The sequence below is a fragment of the Thermoleptolyngbya sp. M55_K2018_002 genome (assembly GCF_015295965.1).
Classification (GTDB): Bacteria; Cyanobacteriota; Cyanobacteriia; order Elainellales; family Elainellaceae; genus Thermoleptolyngbya; species Thermoleptolyngbya sichuanensis.
Window position 1 is genome coordinate 1 of record NZ_DVEA01000233.1, and the last position, 3,664, is coordinate 3,664.

At 55.7% G+C, this 3,664-nt stretch carries 3 protein-coding genes; 1 reads left to right on the forward strand and 2 read right to left on the reverse strand.

Going from position 1 to position 3,664, the window contains the following annotated elements; genetic code table 11:
* On the reverse strand, window positions 1-1,409 hold a 1,409-nt coding region (locus IGS51_RS11600; protein WP_297078540.1), incomplete at its 3' end, for a right-handed parallel beta-helix repeat-containing protein.
* A 1,345-nt stretch (window positions 1,410-2,754) separates the two neighbouring features.
* Between IGS51_RS11600 and IGS51_RS11605 the strand changes: the two genes are divergently transcribed.
* On the forward strand, window positions 2,755-2,964 hold the full coding sequence (locus IGS51_RS11605) for a hypothetical protein (protein ID WP_297078541.1): 210 nt from the start codon (window positions 2,755-2,757) through the stop codon (window positions 2,962-2,964).
* Between the two features lie 44 nt (window positions 2,965-3,008).
* On the opposite strand, the gene IGS51_RS11610 is transcribed toward IGS51_RS11605, so the two are convergent.
* A partial coding sequence (locus tag IGS51_RS11610; protein WP_297078542.1) for an RNA methyltransferase occupies window positions 3,009-3,664 on the reverse strand: 656 nt, incomplete at its 5' end.

Genomic DNA, 3,664 nt, shown 5'->3' on the forward strand with positions numbered 1-3,664 from the left:
AGCAGCGCATGGGTCTGCCCCAATCCGCCGTTTGCCTGGAGTGGACCGAGCTTGGGGTCGATGATGCGAGAGTTGGCCACAACACGCGGATCATCTTTACTTTGCAGCCCTGGAAATTCGATATTACCGCCGCCGTCAATGAGCGGTCTGCGCGTTTGAACGCGAGTCTTCCAGGGATTGCTGGCAGTATTGAACGCAACGATGGAGTTTTTGAGCGTAATTGACTGGTCGCCCATCCAAAACGCGCCGCCCTGGAATCCGGCGTGATTGTAGGCAACGGTGACATTGGTCAGCGTTGTGGCAGACGTGGTGCGGTTGCCAAAGGTGATTGCGCCGCCCAGCCCGCCGCCCTTGCCATCGTCGGCCCGGTTGCCCGAAAACGTTGTGTTCACGATAGTAGTTGGCGACGACTCGCCGATCCACAGTCCGCCGCCCTGCCCCTGAGCCGTGTTGTTGGCCAGCGTGCTGTTTCGCAGGGTCAGTTCGGCGTTGCCGTGGCGCAGCCCGCCGCCCAGCGCCTCACCGTCAGCGCCGCGAATCACAGTATTGCCGACGATTGCACAGTTTTCAATCAGCACCTTGTCGGGCGGATAGGCAAAGAGAAACAGCCCGCCACCCTGGGCCGCACCGCGATTGTTTTCAAAGCGGCTGTTGCGGAGGGTAATTTGGCCGCCAATGGGGCCATAGCTGCTGTTGGGGCCCGATGCATTGGCTCCGTCAGTGTAGATTGCGCCGCCGTAGCCGCTCACACCCCGTTGAGACGCGCCTGGTGTAGAATCGTTGCCACGGAAGATCGAGTTTTCAACCGTTAGCTCACCCAGCAGGCTATTGATCGCGCCGCCATTGATGCCGCGATTGCGAAGGAATTGGCTATTGCGGACGGTCAGCACGCCGCCGCTCTTGGTGCCGATCGCCCCTCCGCCTCGCTCGTTTTGGGCGAGCGTGCCGTCATTGGCGATGAACGTGCTGCCCTGCACGAGCGTCCGCCCGCGAAATCCGGTGTAGATCGCCCCACCAAACCCGGCCGCGTTTTCCTGGAAACGGCACCGGATCACCGTTAGCTCGCTGCTGTTTCCGGTCAAGATTGCGCCGCCGCCGCCCGACTGTTCGGTATTGCCCGTGGCCCGCCCGTGTCTTAGGGTCAGCTCCCGCAGGGTGACTTTGGCATTGTCCCCAACTTGCAGAATGCGGCTGCTGCGGTTGCCGCTGAGGGTGATGCCGGGGGCGGCCGAGCCGTCTATCGTAATTGAGCGGTTGAGGGTGAGTTGGCCACTGGTCAGGGTGATGGTCTTTCCCTGGAGGCTGGCGGCAAAGCGGATGGTGGCTCCGTTGGTGGCCTGGGCGATCGCCGCCCGCAAAGATCCCGCGCCGCTGTCAGCGGTCGTTGTCACCGTGATGATTGTAGACATGAATGTTTCCTTTCTGATGGTTAGCTGGAAAGGGTGCAACCAGAGGTTGACATGCTAGAAATCGTCCTGAGGAACGTTAAAGCAAACGCTCAGCAGATGAATTCATCAGTGTTTATGGATGCTAATTAGCCGAAACGGAATACGCGAAAAGGGCAAAAAAAAGGAGGCACAACGAACCCAATGATGCAGGCTGTAATTCACCTTACTAGCACGTCAACGCTCATCTAGAAGGCGGTCAATTTACTTGCTTTATATTCTCTCCAATGAAGGAAGACTTGCATTAACGCTGAACCTTTTTACCCCTGGCATAGGGATTGCAAAATCATCGCTTTTGCAAAAAAAGCAGCGTTTCTCATTCTAGATTGAGTTCTTTTGATTTCAGGAAATTAAGTTGCACCAAGTCAGCTTTTAGAACGTAATTGGGTTAATTGGGTAGACGCAAAGTGCAGGATTTTGTTCACGATAAAACGAGATGGCGAGGGCGCATCCTAGTTCTGCAAGTTTGCCCTCATCCCCCAGCCCCTTCTCCCAAAAAGGGAGAAGGGGAGCCGGATTGGAAGTCCCTCTCTCGCTTTGGCAGAGGGATTTAGGGTGAGGGTTCTAAAAGTGGGATGCACTCGATGGCGATCGCCCCGCCCAACTCAATCAAGACCCTGCAAAAATCGCCGTGAAAATACTGAGACAGGAATCCTAGATGATGCCCCAGACGCAGAGTAATGATTCAAGAACTCACGATTAAACGGGAATTCTTGACTGCTCGCTTGACTACTCGAAAAATGAAATGGGATACGAACTTTGTCTTGTTTTACGATGCAAGAAGCATTCAAGAAACGAATCAAAAAGCACCCAAAAGTCTGGACTAGGGGATAAGGAAAGCGAGTAGACCGCGTAAATTAACACCCCAAACAATCACTAAGAAACGCAGTCTAGAGCAGACGATAGAGAAGTCCAGTGAGCGATCTTTCAGAAACCCTGATTAAAAGAATGGGTGGAAGATCCTGACAGAGAAAATGGCTAACGACCATGACCAGATCTGCTAGAACGAGGCACCCGATCTGATTCCACGCTTTCATTAATAGCCCACACCATGCCTAAAACATTCCGTGAAACCGCTGAAAATGTTTATTTTTCAGCATTGTTAATTGCCACCTGCATTTCTGCGACAACTGTTGTCAGCCACTTCGTCAATTACTCCGGATGTGGCACACACCCCAGCCCATCTTTACGCTAGAGCGATTATCGATAGGCAGCAACCTCCAAAGTTAACGTTTTCTATCGACCTGAGTAAATTAGGCCCGTCGCGCTGAAAGGTAAGTTATCCCCCTGTGCATGAGGAGCCGTTTCTATGTCTGCGTCTGCTGAATCATCTAGTTTGAAAGTTTGTCCTGCCTGCGGGGTCAAGATTGCCCCCGGCGGCATCACGGGCGATCGCGTCCTATTTTCTGCTGGCCCACCGGGCACTCGCGCCACCCTTTGGACTCGCGTCTGTCAGTATGCCAAGCGCCCTGGCTGCATCAACAAGGATCAAGGGCAAAGCAGCGGGGGAACCGGGTGACAGCGGATTGGAATCGTGGAACTCGTTTCTCTGACTCCCTAACTTTATTCCCTGACTTCACCACTCCGCCGCCCAATCGCCCACTTCATCTGGCTCAGCACGCCCCGCAGCATCGCCACCTCCGGCTCTGAAAGCTGGGCCCGCAGGAACAGGCGGCGAAATTTTTCCATGCGGCTGGCGGCGGTGTGCGGGTAGAGGTAGCCAATGTCGAGCAGCAATGCTTCGAGCTGGTTAAAGTAGGCTTCTAGGGTGTCGAGGCAGGCGATAGGAGTAGCGGAGGAGTGGGGGTTGCGCTTGCTTACCTCTGCTTTGTCGATTTTGTCGATGGCTTGATCGATAGCTTGATTGGTGACTTGATCGATAGCTTGATCGGTTCCGTGGTCACGGCCTGCCTGCGGGCGGCGGGCGGCGGGCTGTTGGCCTGCGGCCAGTTCATAACAGCAGACGGCGACGGCCTGGGCCAGGTTCATGGAGGCATAGGCTTCGCTGGTGGGAATTTGCACGAAGCGCTGGGCCAGGTTGAGTTCGGCGTTGGTGAGGCCAGAGTCTTCGCGGCCGAAGATGAGGGCGGCGGCGGGCAAAGTGCCGTCAGCTAGAGGCGATCGCAGCCAGGGCAAGCAGTCTTGGGGGGATTCCAGGCGAATGGGCAGTGTGGTGCGATCGCGCCCGGTCGTGGCCACCGCTCGCTGGCAGCCCGTCA

What these genes read in the sequence shown, in the direction of transcription:
- IGS51_RS11605 (WP_297078541.1), top strand. Translation starts at nt 2,755, where the DNA reads ATGTCTGCGTCTGCTGAATCATCTAGTTTGAAAGTTTGTCCTGCCTGC.